Source organism: Cellulosilyticum ruminicola JCM 14822, assembly GCF_001311925.1.
GTDB lineage: Bacteria > Bacillota > Clostridia > Lachnospirales > Cellulosilyticaceae > Cellulosilyticum > Cellulosilyticum ruminicola.
The window spans coordinates 19,670-36,390 of the sequence record NZ_BBCG01000036.1 but is presented as its reverse complement, the minus strand read 5'-3'; the positions used below and the strand labels follow the sequence as shown (position 1 = coordinate 36,390).

The following is a 16,721-nucleotide window of genomic DNA, read 5'->3' as shown; positions in this document are numbered from 1 at the left end:
AACAAAAAAGCACTAGTTATCTCAAATAACTAGTGCTCCTTTTATTATATATTATTTATCTAGAGGTGATACACCATACATTAAGATTACACCATATTTAGGTGCTATTCCATATTTAAGTATTACACCATATTTAGGTGCTACGCCATATTTCATTTCTAAACCACCAAATAACTCACCACTAACTGCACCACCCATTACTTCACGTAACTCTTTTTCTGTTGCTGTTTCAAATTGATTTAACTTTTTCATTTTTTTCCCCCTTATACATAAGTTAGTTTACCTTTACAAATTATTTTTCTTAAATAATTTCCCAAGTCCATTTAAAATAGGCAATGGAGTCACTGCATATAATGCAACTGGAATAGCAATTATAGATAATGGATTAACACTTCCACCCATTACATCACGCAGCTCTTTTTCTGTCGCAGTTTCAAAGCCTTGTGTCTTTTTATTCATTACACATCCTCCCTTCTTATAATATTGATACTTTATTTCATAGCTTTACCCTTTAAAATGATGTATAAATAATTTATATGAAATAATAATATCCTAATTCGCCTTAAGTAAATCATAAGTTTCTTGATGTTTCTCGATAAATCCAGCTTGTTTTTCTTCAGCTTTTTCAAATACCCTTAAGGCTTCTTCTGTATTACCTAAACCGCATAAAGTTGCAATCCAATCTTCATAAGGTTCCATATCTTCTGCTGATGTTTCATTAGCAGCCATTTCAATATATCTTAATCCCTCTTCTACTTGATTCATTTTACAAAGGCATAGACCTTTTCCTTTTTTGGCATATGTATCTGCCTGATCTACTTTAAGCACGGCTTCATTATATGCTAATGATTTTTCATATTTTCCTAAAGTAAAATATATAAATCCAGCTACAGAATAAAAGTCGTTTGATGTTTCTCCTAATGCTTCTAATTTTTCTGCAACTATTTTTGCCACTTCATATTCTCCTGTTTTTGCAAGTCCATAAGCTGTAGCTAATAATTCTTCTTTGTCTTCTTTTTGTTCTATAATCTTGCTACATTTTTTAAGTCTTAATGAATACGCACAATATTCATTTTCGCCATATACATCCCCTTGCATTGTGATTCTTGTATTTGAACATCCACCCAAACAAGTATCACCATGCATACATTCTTTACATTGGCCACTAAGTTTATCTTTACTCATCTTTCTAGACCAACTAAAGCTTTCTTCATCTTCCCATATACTTCTAAGGGATCTTTCTCTAATACTTCCTTCTATGAAATCTCTATCACGAATAGAAGTACATCCTAAAATTTCGCCATTTTGAAGAATACCAAATCCATGTTTACCAGCACCGCATCCTGACCAAACAACTGGTTCATCATATCCTAAAATCATACCACGTAATATACTATCTTTATCTGTATAATAACCTACACAGTCTGCTGGATATACTTTCATTTCTCCTTGATTTAACTTGCTATACATAAAGTCTAATAAATCTTCTACTTGTTCTGGATCCATGATTAAATCACTTTGATCTTTTAAATTCCCCATAGGCAATCCAATTTGTAATTGCCATAGTTTAACATTCTTTTCTTTAAATACTTGATACATTTCTTCTAAATCATTGATATTTCCTTTTGTTACTGTTGTAATAACCGCAGTTGTTGCACCTTTTCTATCCATGAGCTCTAAAGTTTTCATATCTCTTTCAAATGAACCAGGTCTTCTCATATAATCATGTTTTTCCCCTAATCCATCAATACTGATTGCTAAACTTCCCACACCAGCCTCTAAAAGTTGATCTAACATCTCTTCTGTTAATAACCATCCATTAGTAATAATGTTAGGAATAACATTATTCTGTCTTAGTCTTGCAATAAGCTGACAAATGTCTTTTCTTGTTAAAGGTTCCCCCCCTGAAAGTGTAATCCATTGAAGACCTAAATCTCCTATTTGATCACATAAATCAAGTGCTTCCTCCGTTGTTAATTCATCTGGTAAAGGCTCTTTACATCTTGACCCACAATGTTTACATTGCATATTACACCCCATAGTTACTTCCCATACTGCAGTAGTTGGCATATATTCCATATATATCTCCCCTTTTCTTTAGTAAATTTAATATTATTAAATCTCCTAGAAAAATATTTTCAGAAAATTACCCTATGTAAATATTTTCTTAGGAGATCTAACAATATTCTAGGGATATGAATTATCCTATATCCCTAGAATCATATCAATGTAATCCACGCTACATCTGATATGTAAATCGATTACTACTTATTTCTTAGCAACCATTTCCATAGCTGAAACAATTGCCTACAATCCTATTTAAGAAAAAATCTCCCATGGTTTAGTCATAAATTTTCTAACTTTAACCTAAAAGTTTTTCCATTTGCCACCACCGTTGATTTCCATTAATTCTGTTGTTGAAAACTCTGTAAATTGATTCATTTTAAATCCCCCTCTTTCTTTGATATCCCCCAACAACTTCTTCTTTCTTTGCTTAATCCTTTAAATTAATCTTTTCAAGTAAATAATATAAAATCTTCTTTTGCTCTGTGATAACATGGGCTTCACAGCTCATACCTACTTTAATTTCTGCTGCTTCTCCTTTATAGCTATATACAGTTTGATTTACAATACTACCTTCTACCATATAACCACTTGTACCATTTGCTTCATTAACCTGTGAGTCAGTTGAGATATTTGTAATCTTACCTTCAAGTTCCCCATACTCTTTATAAGATAACGCATCAAATCTATATTTAATTTTATCTCCCACTTTAAGTCCTGCTATTTTACTATTTGGCACAAAAATTTCAATTGTATATAAGCTATCTTCATCTGGTATAATAGTCGCAATCTGATCACCAGCTGTTATTAAGTCTCCCTGTGTAATTTTATTCGTTATATGTATTACCCCATCAATAGGTGCTTTAATTTCACAATTTTTAATACTCAATGTAGCTGCTTCTACTTCCTTTTCTTTAGTCTTATAAGATTGCTTATTAGCTTCTATTTGATCATATAAATCAATAAGATAATTAGTCTTATATGTTTTTAATGAAAGTTCTCTTTGTTGCCCTTTTTGACTTACTAAGTCAGGGTCTACTACCAACTTTCTTGACTCTTGTTGAGCCGTTTCTATCTTTCTCTTTAACTCTTCTATTTGACTTTCTATCTCATTAAGTGTTTTAGTTTTTAATGTAACTAATTCATTTTCTGCTAATTCTACTGCCATTTTGGCATTTTCTAAATCTTGTTTTGCCCCTAAACCTTCATCTTCTAATGACGCATTAAGATTATAAGTTTCTCGTTTTTCTTTAATGTCTGCCTGGGCTTTTTTTATTTCATATAGGTAAGATTTAAAGGCTAAAGCATTTGCACAAGATGAATTACTAAATAAATTTTGCTCTGCATTAACAGATGCTTTATATTCTTCAAGCTCTTTCTTTTCCTTTTCATATCCTGCTATTTGCTGACTATATATGGATTTACTAATTTCAGTTTCTTTAATAGTCATATTATCATTTCTAGATTCAATATTATTTTTCTGTTTCAAATCTACATAATCTTGTTCATACTTTACATAGCGCTCATAATCTTCTTTTTCCTTTTCTGGAGAAAATAGATTTTCACCTTGTTCAACACTTTGTTTCAACTTTGTAAGCCTTGCTTTTTGTGTTTTTAATTCATCTAATTCTCCTTGTGTCTTCAAAAGATTTAAATCCAAATCATCATGATTAATCTTAAATAAGATATCGCCTTTTTTTACACGTTTACCTTCTACCAAATCAGTATACTCTACTTCGCCACTAACTTTATTGCGTATACTACTTAAATTTTCATTTGGACGTACAACTCCTGTACCTTTTGAAACAATATCTATTTCACCATAATACGCCCATATACCTGCTATAATAATCAGTGCAAGTACTGTATAAATGAAAATTGCTAAGAAAGGATGTGGTTTACTTTCATACATTTCCTTACTGTCGGTAATTTCTCTTATGTCCTTAATGATAGGTTTCATGCTTCCTTCACCACACTTTCATCGATATCAGGTAATTGTTCTTGCCATAATTTTTGATATCTGCCACCACTATGAATAAGCTCTTCATGTGTGCCTTGTTCAATGATTTCACCTTTATCCATAACATAAATTGTATCACAACGCTTAATGGTACTTAGACGGTGAGCAATAATAATCGTTGTCATACCTTTACTAAATGTATTAATTGTACTTTCAATAGCAGCTTCTGTAATAGAATCTAGGTTACTTGTCGCTTCATCTAAAATTAAGATATCAGGTTTTTTAAGAATAGCCCTTGTTATTGCAAGTCTCTGCCTTTGTCCACCTGAAAGGTTAGCACCATTTTCTTCAAGATATGTATTATACCTAAGTGGTAATTCATTAATAAAATCATGGGCCCTTGCCATCTTAGCAGCTTCTACTATTTCTTCCATATCTTCATGATCCAGTCCTAGTGAAAGATTCTCTAAAATTGTCCCACTAAATAAGAAAGTCTCTTGTGGCACATAGGCAATATGTTCTCTTAACGCTTCTTTCTTAATATCTAAAATATTATTTCCATCAATAAGTACTTGTCCCTTCTCTGGTGAATAGAAATTTAGCAAAAGTTTAACTAAAGTAGTCTTTCCACAACCACTTTCACCTACTAATGCTATTCTCTCACCTTTCTTAATTTCCATATTAATTTTCTTAAGAATCAGTTGTCTTGTACCATATCTAAAGTCTACATCCTTTAATACAATCTCACCTTCGAATTTACTTGGTGCAATACGTTTTTCTTCATTTTCATCACACTCTAATTCTAAGTCTAAGATTTCTCCTAAACGTTCTGCTGCAACCATAGCTGTTTGAAGTTCTGGTTGTAAATTAATAAGGTTCTGCATAGGTGTTAAGAAGTACGCTAATAATGAGTTAAATGTAATCAAGCACCCTACAGTCATATTACCTTTTAAAACTTGATAAGCCCCTACCCATAAGATTACAACACCACCTAAAAGCTCTATTACATGCTTTAATATGGATTGTATATTAGTTGTTAATGTTAATTTAAAGATACTTCTAAGTAATTTAATAAACTTAGTTTCAGTTGTTAAATTAACTCTACGTTCTGCATTAAATGCCTTTACTGTTTGAATACCATTTAAAGATTCTACAAGATAAGAAGTTAACTGTGCATTATCTTCCATTTCCTTTTCATTACCCTTTTTTAAGGCTTTATTAAAGCCAAATACGATTGCAGCATATAATATTGCAATAATAAAGGTAATGCCAAATAACAAATTATTTTGCATATAGAGTATAATACCGCCTACTAACACCATAAGTGTATCAATCATAATTGTAAGCGTTGCACCTGATATTGCATCCCTAACATGCCCTGCATCTTGAAAACGAGAAATGATTTCACCTACTTTTCTTGTTCCAAAGAAATTCATAGGTAATTTTAAAACATGTTCATAATATCCAAGTAATAAGGCAATATCTAATCGTTGACTTAAATACAATAACAAATGTGTCCTAAAACCATTTAATAATACTTGGAAAATATAGAGACCTATTATTCCAAGAGACAATACATGTAATGACTTCATAAGGCCATACGGTAATATATTGTCTAGAAGCTCTTGCATATAAAACGCGCCCAATATACCTAATACAGTATAAATGAGTGATGCCAGAAAAACCTGCATTAATAAGCCTTTTTGAGGCAATAACAGGTAAAAGAATCGTTCAAACAGCCCCTTTGTTTCTTTTCCTTTCTTAAAAGTTTGGCTAGGTACCATTAATATAAGTACGCCAGTCCAAAGTTTAAAGAAATCTTCTGGTTTATATTTCACAATTCCCTTTGCTGGATCAGCTATAATTATTTCCTTTTTACTAATTTCATGCACAACTACATAATGCAACAATGCACCATCGACTACAACATGAGCTATAGCTGGTAATGGAAATTCGCTAAAGAAAGCTTCCTCATTTCCTTTTACCCCTTTAGCACTAAAGCCTAGTTGTTCAGCAGCTTTGATAACTCCATAAGCATTAGTTCCCTGAGTATCCGTTCCTGCAGCTTCCCTTATTTTAGTTATAGGCATACTACGACCATACTGCTTACATATAGTAGCCAAACATGCTGCACCACAATCGGTTATATCGTATTGTTTAATGCAATGGTATTTCGCCATATCTATTCTCCTTTCTTCTGCTTTTATGTTTACACTAATTTTGTGAGCTATTCATTATAATTTATTTATATTAATAAAAATAAAATTTCAAATTTCCTTCCAAAAAATATACTAGTTAGTACATATTTATTGTATAATAAAACTAATTTTTTTTCAATATTTTATATTATTTTAAATTTTTTATTAAATTAACCAAAAAACTCTTAAAAAAATTCGTTCATTATTTAATAATATTAAATAAATAGAGCTATAAGTTTCTTACTTACAGCTCTACTTATTTAATATTATTAAATGATATTTTCATATTCTTTTCTTTATAAATAAACATATAAAATAAATAATTCCTCCCAAACCAAATATCCCTATATTCGATAATAAATTGGCCCAAATTATAATTAAGCAAATAAAAATCGGTACAATCATAGCATATAGTTTTACCTTATTCTTAAAAATATAATAAGTTGTTATGAATGCTAGAATGGCATAAATTACAGATAAAATTAACATTCTTTTCCTCCTATTTAAAATATTAGGTATTTATAAAGCTTTAAAAGCTCTACTTTAAATTCATATAAGTTTACACTTTTAAAGCCTTATTTCATTAAACTTTTAGCTGTATGTAGTTATTCACAGCAAATATTATTTAACTAATCCAATAGTTCCACATGTAACGCCTCCTGCAAGCCCCCAAGAACCTGCATACGCTACCAAAGCTGCTCCTACTGGTGCACCTATTCCTGTTGCTGCTGCAAGACATCCTACTCCTACTGCTGCAAATACAGCACCTGCAAAGAGATAATTACCGTCTACTCCTCCATCAATAAACTCAAGTTCTTCTTGATTAAGATTAATAAATTGATTCATCATTATCCCTCCTATTATTTAAATAAACAATATACACCATATCCTGCACATAAAACGCCTACAACTGCTGCTGATCCAGCAACTACAGGTGCTGTACATACTGCTGCTGCAGTTGCACCAACCCAGCCCATTGCACCTACACTGACAGCTGCACTATATACACCGCCAACTGCTGCTGCATAGTCTGCTATATTTGCACCTCCGTCAATCATTAACATTTCTAAATCGTTTAACTCACAAAAAATACTATTAGAAATACATGCTGCATTATTCATAACATACCTCCACTTTAATTTATTTATATCGTCTTATACTCCGTACACAAGTATAAGTAGATACCTAAAAATAATTACTTTCTCTTATAATATACAAGGACTGCAACCCACATAAATATCCATAACTACATCTTCAATATCTTTAGGGTCACTTACATTTTTTACAGTAACATTATATGTAGGTGTAATAACTTGTTTTTGCTTTTCATATATATATTGATTTAACTTATTAATAGTGTCATTTAATCTGTTAGGATTTCCCTGATGTGTTATTTTTAATGCATTTACAATTTTAATAATAGGCTTAAATTTATATTTACAAGATAATTCTATCTTCTTATCTAATGGAACAATAATTTCAAGATCCATCACTACCCCATCAGCTGTCTGCTCAACAAAATATGTTGCAGTTGTAATTGGACCATTTACTTTAATCCCCATCTCATTTATAAACTTTTGGATTTCTATCATTTCTTGCTGCATCTCAAGCTGTGTCATCTTTTTCCTTAGTGATAATACATTCTCTAAAATTAATTCTTGACTTTCTTTTATCTCCATAGTTATCTTGTATGACATATTTAAAATTAAATATACATACTTTTCCTTTCTTAATTTTTTAAATTTAAATTATTTTATGTTTATTCTTTATTTTTATATTATTATATAATATCCAATTATTGTTTTCAGCATTTCTTATAGAATTTTTTAATTTTTAACCTTAAGTGAAAATATAAAAAACCTCTATAGTCCCCGTCGGGCCTATAGAGGTTTTACGTAAAATATGCATATGTTTCCTGTAGTGGGTAGCTAATCCACTACTTCGTTTACGATTTACTTTGAGTACTTCAAGAGCTAACCAAAGCACCCAAGGATGGTTATTAAATTTGTTGTCATTGTCTATCTTTTATTGCTTGTTGCTATTTGTTAACAGTTCCAAGTGTTAATACAGCCCTTCATAGACTGCTTGTTGCAACATAATTAGTATAAGTACTTTTTTGTTTTTAAATGCATTTTAAGTTTTAAGTGTGTGTGTAATAGTAAACTTAAGGTTGCATTATTTTTGTTTCATTATTCAAAGAGTGTGTGTAATAGTATGAATGAATCAAAAGGATTTTTATCTCCTACCAATTTAAGCTGTACCTATTCAAATTATTTTACTAATAAAGATTCACCTGACATTTCAGCTGGTTGTTCCATACCCATCATTTCAAGTAAAGTTGGCGCGATATCTGCAAGTTTACCGCCTTCTTTAAGTGTTACACCCTCTTTGTAATTAACAAGGATGAATGGTACTGGATTTGTTGTGTGTGCTGTAAATGGTTCGTTATTTGAGTAATCGATCATTTGTTCAGCATTACCATGATCAGCACAGATAAATGCATAACCATTTGTTTCTTCAATAGCAGTGATTACTTGACCAACTGCTTTATCTACAGCTTCGATGGCTTTTTGAGCTGCAGCTAAGTCACCTGTATGACCAACCATATCTGGGTTAGCGAAGTTACAGATTACTACATCATATTTACCACTACGGATAGCAGCATCTAATTTATCAGCAACTTCATATACACTCATTTCTGGTTGTAAATCATAAGTTGCTACTTTTGGAGAAGGTACTAAGATACGATCTTCACCTTCGTTAAGTTCTTCTGAACCCCCGTTGAAGAAGAATGTTACGTGAGCGTATTTTTCTGTTTCAGCGATACGAAGTTGTGTTTTACCATTTTTAGCTAAGTACTCACCAAATGTATTAGTGAGTGATTCTGGTTTGAAACATACATCTGTAACAGGTAATGTTACATCATATTGTGTGAATGTTGTGAATGCACATCCAAGTTGTTCTCTCTTGAATCCATCAAATTCAGAATCAGTGAATACTCTTGTCATTTCACGAGCACGGTCTGGTCTGAAGTTGAAGAAGATTACGCTATCATCTGAAGAAATTTTACCGATTGCTTCGCCGTTTTCTGTGATTACAGTTGGCATCACGAATTCATCGTTAACTTCTTTAGCATATGAATCAGCAATAGCTTGTACTGGATCTGTTGCTTTTTCGCCTTCACCTAAAGCAATTGCATTATAAGCTTTTTCTACACGGTCCCATCTATTGTCACGGTCCATTGCATAGTAACGACCAGAAATAGATGCTACTTTACCTACACCGATTTCATTCATTTTAGCTACAAGTGCTTCCATGAATTCTTTAGCTGATACAGGAGGTGTATCACGTCCATCTAAGAAACCATGTACGAATACTTTTTCGAGACCTTCTCTTTTAGCCATTTCAAGAAGACCATAAAGGTGTTCAATGTGGCTGTGTACACCACCATCTGATAATAAACCAAATAAGTGAAGTGCACTGTTATTTTTTTTGCAAACGTTCATAGCGTTTACTAATGCTTCGTTTTTGAAGAAGTCACCATCTTGGATTGCTTTTGTAATACTTGTAAGTTGTTGATATACAATACGTCCAGCACCCATGTTAAGGTGTCCTACTTCTGAGTTACCCATTTGCCCATCTGGAAGACCTACAGCCATTCCACTAGCATAACCTTTTACAGTTGGGTATTTTTCCATAATTGCATCAATGTTAGGTTTGTTAGCACCTGCTACTGCATTTGCTTCCATCTTTTCATTGATACCAAATCCATCAAGGATGAGTAATAATGTTGTTTGTTTACTCATTTTTATTCTCCTATCTAATACTTAGACTACGAAAGTTACCTTTTTAAATCTTAGTAGTTTACGATTGATGCGAATTCTGCTTTAAGAGAAGCCCCACCTACAAGACCACCATCGATATTACCCATGTTGAATAATTCGTTAGCGTTTCCACCGTTTACTGAACCGCCGTATTGAACGCGTACTGCATCAGCTACTTCTTGTCCATAAACTTCTGCAACTACAGTTCTGATGCTGCGCAAACTTCTTCAGCTTGTGCAGATGTAGCTGTTTTACCTGTTCCGATTGCCCAGATTGGTTCGTAAGCAATTACAACATTTTTAGCATCTTCAGCTTTTACATCTTTAAAAGCAATTTTTGTTTGAAGACGAACGAGATCGATTGTTACACCTTGTTCTCTTTCAGCTAAACTTTCACCAACACAGATGATTGGTACTAAGTTATGTTCGATAGCTTTTAATACTTTTTTGTTCACTGTTTCGTCTGTTTCAGCGAAGTATTGTCTTCTTTCTGAGTGACCAAGTACTACATATTTAACACCAAGTTCTACTAACATGCTTGGAGCGACTTCACCTGTGAAAGCACCACTTTCTTCAAAGTGCATGTTTTGAGCACCTACAGCGATGTTTGTACCTTTTACTGCATCAAGTACAGCTGGAAGGCATACGAAAGGTGGGCATACAACAACGTCTACGTCTGTTGTGTTGATTTCATTTTTTAATGAATTAATTAATTCTACAGCTTTAGCTGGAGTCATATTCATTTTCCAGTTTCCTGCTACGATTTTTTTACGCATTTAAAAACACTCCTTTAAATCTTTTTGTAATCCCCATAATATATTATAAAGTTAATTCCATTATAATTCCCTATGAATAAATTGGCGTTTATTCATTATAACTGCACACTACGTACCTTAACTTTTTCCTATTTACGGGTTTGATATATAATAAGATATTTCTATTTTACAAAAATAAATTTTAAAATTTACTTTTTAGCTCATTTATGAACTCATAAATGAGCTAAATGATTTCATTAACTAGATTAATGAATTAAATTATTTGTTGTCAGCAGCAGCTACACCTGGAAGTTCTTTACCTTCTAAGAACTCAAGTGATGCACCACCACCTGTAGAAATGTGTGACATTTTGTCAGCGAATCCAAGACGTTTAACAGCGTTTACAGAGTCTCCTCCACCAACTACTGTTGTTGCACCTTCAAGGTTAGCAACTGCGTCACATACTGCAAGAGTACCAGCAGCAAAGTTTTCAAATTCGAATACACCCATTGGTCCATTCCATACAACTGTTTTAGCTCCTTCAAGAGCTTCTTTGTACATAGCGATTGTTTTTGGTCCGATATCGAATCCTGACCAACCAGCTTCAATTGTTTCAACTGTTGCTTTTTCTGTATCGTTAGCAAATGATTTACCAACAACGTGGTCAACTGGAAGTAAAAGTTTTACACCTTTTTCTTCAGCTTTTTTAACCATTTCTAAAGCGTAATCCATTTTATCTTCTTCTAATAAAGAGTTACCAACTTCTTGTCCTTGAGCTTTAAGGAATGTGTAAGCCATACCTCCACCAATGATAAGTGTATCAACTTTTTCAAGAAGATTATTGATAACAGCAATTTTATCAGATACTTTAGCTCCACCAAGGATAGCTACGAATGGACGAACTGGGTTTTCTACAGCTTCGCCTAAGAATTTGATTTCTTTTTGCATTAAGTATCCAACTACGTTTTCTTTACAGAATTTAGTTACTCCAACGTTTGAACAGTGAGCACGGTGAGCTGTACCGAAAGCATCGTTTACGAATACTTCGTTATCGCAAAGTGCAGCTAATTCTTCAGCATATTTAGCAGCATTTTCATCTTTACCGTATTTTGTTTCTTCTGCTCTGTAACGTGTGTTTTGAAGTAATAATACTTCACCATCTTTAAGCTCAGCAGCAACTTTTTGTGTTTCTGCACCTGTTACTTGTGGATCGTTAACGAATTTAACGTCTAATCCTAATCTTTCAGAAAGAGCAACTGCAACTGGAGCTAATGATAACTCTGGAAGAGCTTCTCCTTTTGGTTTACCAAGGTGTGAGCAAAGGATAACTTTTGCACCTTGTTCTAATAATTTTTTGATTGTTGGAAGCGCACCATCGATACGGTTGTAGTTTTGGATAACGCCTTCTTTTAATGGCACGTTGAAGTCACAACGTACTAATACTTTTTTACCTTGAAGATTTGTTAAATCATCAACTGTTTTTTTGTTTAACATAATTGTAAACTCCTTTCAATATTTGATAATAAAATTATACTCTATACGAGTTATATACAAAAGTAAAAATATCAATTATTAATGTATATTTTTACTATTTTAAGCATCTACAGTCTATTTCAGACTATCTTTGCTGAAATTTATATTTATTCACATTAAAAGAGCCCGGTCCTATAAGTCTAACCTACAAGACCGGACCCTGTTAGGATCTTATACCTTCTATAATTACTTAAAAATTAAGCAAGTTCAGCGAAGTATTTGATTGTTCTAACCATTTGGCTTGTGTATGAGTTTTCGTTGTCATACCAAGAAACAACTTGTACTTGAGATGTACCATTGTCAAGGTTAGTTACCATTGTTTGTGTAGCATCGAATAATGAACCGTATGTGATACCAACGATATCAGATGATACTAATTCTTCTTCTGTGTAACCGAATGAATCGTTAGAAGCAGCTTTCATAGCTTCGTTGATTTGTTCTTTTGTTACTGTTCCTTCAACTACAGCTGTTAAGATTGTTGTTGAACCTGTTGGAACTGGAACACGTTGTGCAGCACCGATTAATTTTCCGTTTAATGCTGGGATAACTAAACCGATAGCTTTAGCAGCACCTGTTGAGTTAGGAACGATGTTTACAGCAGCAGCTCTAGCTCTTCTGAAATCACCTTTTCTGTGTGGACCATCAAGTACCATTTGGTCACCTGTATAAGCATGGATTGTTGCCATGATACCAGATTTGATTGGTGCTAAGTTGTTAAGTGCATTAGCCATTGGAGCTAAGCAGTTTGTTGTACAAGAAGCTGCAGAAATGATTGTATCTTCTTTTGTTAATGTATTTTGATTTACACCGAATACGATTGTTGGAAGGTCGTTTCCAGCTGGAGCTGAAATAACAACTTTTTTAGCACCCGCATTGATGTGTGCTTGAGATTTAGCTTTAGATACATAGAAACCTGTACATTCAAGTACTACGTCTACATCTAATTCTCCCCATGGAAGGTTGTTAGCATCTGCTTCTGCATAAATTTTGATTTCTTTTCCGTTTACAACGATTGAAGATTCTTTAGCTTCAACTGTACCGTTGTATTTACCTTGAGAAGAGTCGTATTTTAATAAGTGTGCTAACATTGCTGGGTTAGTTAAGTCGTTGATTGCAACTACTTCATAACCTTCTGCTCCGAACATTTGTCTGAAAGCAAGACGTCCAATACGTCCAAATCCATTAATCGCTACTTTTACTGCCATTATTGGTTCCTCCTTAAAAAATATCTTTTGATTTTATATATTCAAATCGCCATTATTAGTATGTACCAATAGTGGCGACATGATACCTGTTTCATTTTACCACTTATTATTAATTTTTAAAAGTGAAATTTTTAACCATCACTATAATTTTATGTTCTTAGTTATTTTTCACAAGTAGTAAGTATTTTTTTTGCTGCTCCCTCATCTAATATAAGATAACTCCCTTTAAGTAAAGTACTTGTTGCCATAATGGCATCTGCTTTACTTTCTCCTCCTGCTACAGCAATTCTCACTGGAATCTTCCTAGCAATATCAGGTTCTACACCAATAGATCCTGTGGCATACACGACTTCACCTTCTTTGTTAAAATAATGTCTAAATGATTCTGCAACTGCTTGCTTTTCCTCTAAATGTTTTAGAACAACTAAAGGTTCATTGCGACGTTCTGCCATTTTAAGAGCATTGCCAATTCCAAATATTATAATATCTGTTTTTGCAATTTTTTGCAATAAATTTTGTATTTGTGGTTCACTTTTTATTAGGCTAATAGATTGATTACTAAGATTATCAGGAATCGCTAATAACTCATAAGCTGCACAAAGCTTTTTAGCTAATTCTACAGCAATCGTATGTGCTTGTAACTCTGCACGCTGCCCTACACTTCCTCTAGCAGGAATGACTCTTAAGTTATCAAAGCGAACTCCTTGCCTCGGCATCGATGCAACCATATGTGCAATGGTTGTGCCTCCTGTAATCGCTACTGTGCAATCATCTTTAAGCTCATGCTCTAGTATGCTCATACAAGCTACACCTAATTCATTTTTTATCTCTTCATTCTCATCCATATTGCCTTTTACAACAATAGCCTTTTTAAGTTCAAACAAAGCTTCAATATCTCTTTCTAAGCGATTTGTTGCTTCTAACTCATGAATGACTGTATATAATGAATTTAATACATCTTCCCCTTGTGATGTAATACTTATACCCATTGGAGAGATCTCAACAAGCCCATTTTGAAACAACTGATTCACTTCACCACGAACTGTGCGTTCTGATATGTTTAGTAGATTTACCAGTGTTCTTCTACCAACCGGCTCATTTTGCATAATGGTTTGCAAAAGCCTATAGCGTCCTTTAAACATTTCCAGACCTTCTGGAAGTAACCTCTCTAAGGCATTTACTATACTTTGCATTGCTCATACTCCTCGGGTACATTTTTGTCCCATCTATTACTTTTTTGTCCCACCACCTTATTGTATCCACTTTTTACTAATTACGCAACCTCTTTTTCTTATTTTTTTACTTTCTTTGTAAACTACATATAAAAATTTATTTTATACAAAAAAACAGCCTTATATTTTTTATAAGACTGCTTACATTTAATTAAAATGTTGAATAGTTAACATCTTCTGATGTTAATGATTTATTGTCATCTAATATTGTCTGTGCAATATTACACGCATGATCTGAAATACGTTCTACATTACTTACTACATCTAAGAATACAATACCTGCAACTGAGTTACATGTATTATCTGCTAAACGTTTCATATGTCTTGAACGTAATTTTGTTTCCATTCTATCTACTTTATCTTCAATTGGTAATGCTTTTTGTGCAATAGCTTTGTCACTAAATTCATAGGCACGCATTGACATTTCAAAACAGCTTGTAGCTGTTTCAATAATTTCTTGAAGTTCTTGTTTCGCTTTATCTGAGAAGCTTAATTCTTGTTCGATTAAGTTTTGTGCAAGTTCTGCTAAGTTTTCAGCGTGATCTCCTACACGTTCAATATCACTTACTGTATGGAAAAGCCCTGTTACAATAGTATGTTCTTTCTCCGAAATTGTTGTATTTGTTAGTTTTACAAGATAGTGATTGATGCCATGTTGTAGTTGGTTAATAACTTTTTCTCGTTCAAATACTTCTTCAATTTTTTTCTCATTTTCTTCAAACAATGCTTCTTTAGCTGCTTGTACATTTTGAAGTGCAATATTTCCCATACGTACAACTTCTTTTACAGCATTTTCAACTGCAAATGATGGTGTTTCTAAAATACGTTCATCAAGATGTTTAAGTTCACCTTCATCTAAATCATCTTTACCTGTGATGATTGTTTCAGCTAAAGTTACAAGTATTCCTGCAAATGGGAATAATAAAACTGTATTCATAATGTTAAATATAGTATGCACAATACTAATTTGCGTAACGTCAATAGTTTGTGAACCAAGGTTTGGCGCAATCCAACCAAAGCCAATAAAAGCAATAATTGCAAATACTACTGAACCTAAGAAGTTAAATAGGAAGTGAATTGTTGCTGCTCTTTTAGCATTTTTACTAGCACCAATACTAGAAAGAATAGCTGTAATACATGTTCCTATATTTTGTCCTAATATAATATAAATTGCTGAATTCCATGGTACAAGTGCTGCTATAGCTAACGCCTGTAAAATACCAACTGATGCAGAGGAACTTTGGATAACCGCTGTTACTATCGCACCTGTTATAATTCCTAAAATAGGGTTACTTCCTAAAATAACAAATAAATTACGTACTTCTTCTAATCCACTAAGTGGTTCTGCTGCTGTACTCATTGTCTCTAAACCTAGGAATAAGGCCCCAAATCCAAATAAAATCTGTCCAATATGTTTAATGTGTTGTCTTTTAGCAAACATAGTTAAAACAACTCCAATAATAATACATATTGGTGCAAGTACTGCCGGTTTTAAGAAACTCGTCCATTCACCAAGTGATACAATCCATGCTGTTACTGTTGTACCAACATTAGCTCCCATGATTACACCTACAGCTTGTTTAAGTGACATAAGGCCAGCATTTACAAATCCTACAACCATTACTGTAGTAGCTGATGAACTTTGAATTAATGCAGTAACTCCCGCACCAACTAAAACACCTAATAATCTATTATTTGTAAGTACACCTAATAAGTTTTTCATCTTGCTACCGGCTGCTTTTTGTAATCCTTCTCCCATGTATTCCATACCAAAGAGAAAGAGACCAAAACCTCCTAAAAAGCTTAGTGCTACATTAAGCCAGTTTATCTCATTCATTATAATCCTCCCAAGATAATTTTGCATACAGACTTATTTTAGCATCATCTTTTTTTATTAACAAGTAATATTTAACCTATTAGATATTTTTTATAAGTGTTATTTTTTTCTCTA

The 16,721-nt window shown here is 33.0% G+C and carries 14 protein-coding genes and 1 pseudogene; all 15 read right to left on the bottom strand.

What is annotated here, in order from left to right; genetic code table 11:
• Positions 1-51: 51 nt before the first annotated feature.
• Positions 52-252, bottom strand: coding sequence for a ComC/BlpC family leader-containing pheromone/bacteriocin (locus tag JCM14822_RS12020; protein WP_054742631.1), 201 nt, complete (start codon positions 250-252; stop codon positions 52-54).
• A 33-nt stretch (positions 253-285) separates the two neighbouring features.
• Positions 286-459 carry a hypothetical protein gene (locus JCM14822_RS20325; RefSeq protein ID WP_157047735.1) on the bottom strand — a complete coding sequence of 58 codons (174 nt, stop codon included), beginning with the start codon at positions 457-459 and terminating at the stop codon, positions 286-288.
• Positions 460-552: 93 nt separating this feature from the next.
• Positions 553-2,079 carry a radical SAM/SPASM domain-containing protein gene (locus tag JCM14822_RS12015; protein WP_054742630.1) on the bottom strand — a complete coding sequence of 509 codons (1,527 nt, stop codon included), beginning with the start codon at positions 2,077-2,079 and terminating at the stop codon, positions 553-555.
• A 288-nt stretch (positions 2,080-2,367) separates the two neighbouring features.
• Complete coding sequence (locus tag JCM14822_RS20970; protein WP_172674817.1) at positions 2,368-2,475, bottom strand: ComC/BlpC family leader-containing pheromone/bacteriocin; 108 nt, start codon at positions 2,473-2,475, stop codon at positions 2,368-2,370.
• Between the two features lie 19 nt (positions 2,476-2,494).
• The gene (locus JCM14822_RS12010; protein ID WP_054742629.1) at positions 2,495-4,024 is read right to left on the bottom strand and encodes an HlyD family efflux transporter periplasmic adaptor subunit; all 1,530 of its coding nucleotides are present in this window, start codon (positions 4,022-4,024) and stop codon (positions 2,495-2,497) included.
• Entirely contained in the window at positions 4,021-6,204 is a 2,184-nt protein-coding gene (locus tag JCM14822_RS12005; RefSeq protein WP_054742628.1) for a peptidase domain-containing ABC transporter, read from the bottom strand. Before JCM14822_RS12005 ends, JCM14822_RS12010 begins: the two co-directional genes overlap by 4 nt.
• Positions 6,205-6,843: 639 nt before the next feature.
• Complete coding sequence (locus JCM14822_RS11995) at positions 6,844-7,068, bottom strand: hypothetical protein (RefSeq protein WP_054742626.1); 225 nt, start codon at positions 7,066-7,068, stop codon at positions 6,844-6,846.
• Positions 7,069-7,082: 14 nt separating this feature from the next.
• Positions 7,083-7,343 (bottom strand): hypothetical protein, encoded by a 261-nt coding sequence (locus JCM14822_RS11990; protein ID WP_054742625.1) that lies wholly within the window; start codon positions 7,341-7,343, stop codon positions 7,083-7,085.
• 84 nt (positions 7,344-7,427) lie between these two features.
• A complete protein-coding gene (locus JCM14822_RS11985; RefSeq protein ID WP_172674816.1) occupies positions 7,428-7,901 on the bottom strand; it encodes an AraC family transcriptional regulator in 474 nt (157 codons plus the stop codon).
• Between the two features lie 591 nt (positions 7,902-8,492).
• A complete protein-coding gene (gpmI, locus tag JCM14822_RS11980; RefSeq protein WP_054742623.1) occupies positions 8,493-10,028 on the bottom strand; it encodes a 2,3-bisphosphoglycerate-independent phosphoglycerate mutase in 1,536 nt (511 codons plus the stop codon).
• 50 nt (positions 10,029-10,078) lie between these two features.
• Positions 10,079-10,821 (bottom strand): annotated as a pseudogene (gene tpiA, locus JCM14822_RS11975) (triose-phosphate isomerase).
• A 258-nt stretch (positions 10,822-11,079) separates the two neighbouring features.
• Complete coding sequence (locus tag JCM14822_RS11970) at positions 11,080-12,294, bottom strand: phosphoglycerate kinase (RefSeq protein ID WP_054742622.1); 1,215 nt, start codon at positions 12,292-12,294, stop codon at positions 11,080-11,082.
• Positions 12,295-12,530: 236 nt separating this feature from the next.
• The gene (gene gap, locus JCM14822_RS11965; protein ID WP_054742621.1) at positions 12,531-13,538 is read right to left on the bottom strand and encodes a type I glyceraldehyde-3-phosphate dehydrogenase; all 1,008 of its coding nucleotides are present in this window, start codon (positions 13,536-13,538) and stop codon (positions 12,531-12,533) included.
• A 161-nt stretch (positions 13,539-13,699) separates the two neighbouring features.
• On the bottom strand, positions 13,700-14,731 hold the full coding sequence (locus JCM14822_RS11960) for a sugar-binding transcriptional regulator (RefSeq protein WP_054742620.1): 1,032 nt from the start codon (positions 14,729-14,731) through the stop codon (positions 13,700-13,702).
• Positions 14,732-14,921: 190 nt separating this feature from the next.
• On the bottom strand, positions 14,922-16,607 hold the full coding sequence (locus tag JCM14822_RS11955) for a Na/Pi cotransporter family protein (RefSeq protein WP_083461426.1): 1,686 nt from the start codon (positions 16,605-16,607) through the stop codon (positions 14,922-14,924).
• Between the last annotated feature and the right edge of the window lie 114 nt (positions 16,608-16,721).

Coding starts and splice junctions, on each gene's coding strand:
- JCM14822_RS11985 (WP_172674816.1), bottom strand. CDS start 7,901: ATGGAGATAAAAGAAAGTCAAGAATTAATTTTAGAGAATGTATTATCA.
- JCM14822_RS11955 (WP_083461426.1), bottom strand. CDS start 16,607: ATGAATGAGATAAACTGGCTTAATGTAGCACTAAGCTTTTTAGGAGGT.
- JCM14822_RS11995 (WP_054742626.1), bottom strand. CDS start 7,068: ATGAATCAATTTATTAATCTTAATCAAGAAGAACTTGAGTTTATTGAT.
- JCM14822_RS11990 (WP_054742625.1), bottom strand. CDS start 7,343: ATGAATAATGCAGCATGTATTTCTAATAGTATTTTTTGTGAGTTAAAC.
- gpmI (WP_054742623.1), bottom strand. CDS start 10,028: ATGAGTAAACAAACAACATTATTACTCATCCTTGATGGATTTGGTATC.
- JCM14822_RS11970 (WP_054742622.1), bottom strand. CDS start 12,294: ATGTTAAACAAAAAAACAGTTGATGATTTAACAAATCTTCAAGGTAAA.
- JCM14822_RS12015 (WP_054742630.1), bottom strand. CDS start 2,079: ATGGAATATATGCCAACTACTGCAGTATGGGAAGTAACTATGGGGTGT.
- JCM14822_RS20325 (WP_157047735.1), bottom strand. CDS start 459: ATGAATAAAAAGACACAAGGCTTTGAAACTGCGACAGAAAAAGAGCTG.
- JCM14822_RS12010 (WP_054742629.1), bottom strand. CDS start 4,024: ATGAAACCTATCATTAAGGACATAAGAGAAATTACCGACAGTAAGGAA.
- JCM14822_RS11960 (WP_054742620.1), bottom strand. CDS start 14,731: ATGCAAAGTATAGTAAATGCCTTAGAGAGGTTACTTCCAGAAGGTCTG.
- JCM14822_RS12005 (WP_054742628.1), bottom strand. CDS start 6,204: ATGGCGAAATACCATTGCATTAAACAATACGATATAACCGATTGTGGT.
- gap (WP_054742621.1), bottom strand. CDS start 13,538: ATGGCAGTAAAAGTAGCGATTAATGGATTTGGACGTATTGGACGTCTT.
- JCM14822_RS12020 (WP_054742631.1), bottom strand. CDS start 252: ATGAAAAAGTTAAATCAATTTGAAACAGCAACAGAAAAAGAGTTACGT.